Raw genomic sequence first — 297 nt, forward strand, 5'->3', positions numbered from 1 at the left:
CCCGAAACCAGGTGACCTACCCATGTCCAGGTTGAAGGTGCGGTAAAACGCACTGGAGGACCGAACCCGTATCAGTTGAAAATGGTTGGGATGAGGTGTGGGTAGCGGTGAAATTCCAAACGAACTTGGAGATAGCTGGTTCTCTCCGAAATCTCTTTAGGGGGAGCCTCGAGGTTTAGAATCATGGAGGTAGAGCACTGTTTGGACTAGGGGCCCGTCATGGGTTACTGACTTCAGATAAACTCCGAATGCCATTGATTTTTACTCGGGAGTCACACGGTGAGTGATAAGATCCAT

1 rRNA gene is annotated in these 297 nt (G+C 49.8%); it reads left to right on the forward strand.

Annotation, left to right across the window (positions count from 1 at the left end):
* Positions 1-297, forward strand: a 23S ribosomal RNA gene (locus LJE08_RS13955); the annotation flags it as partial.

The organism is Holdemanella sp. DFI.5.55, assembly GCF_020593575.1.
GTDB lineage: Bacteria > Bacillota_I > Bacilli_A > Erysipelotrichales > Erysipelotrichaceae > Holdemanella > Holdemanella hominis.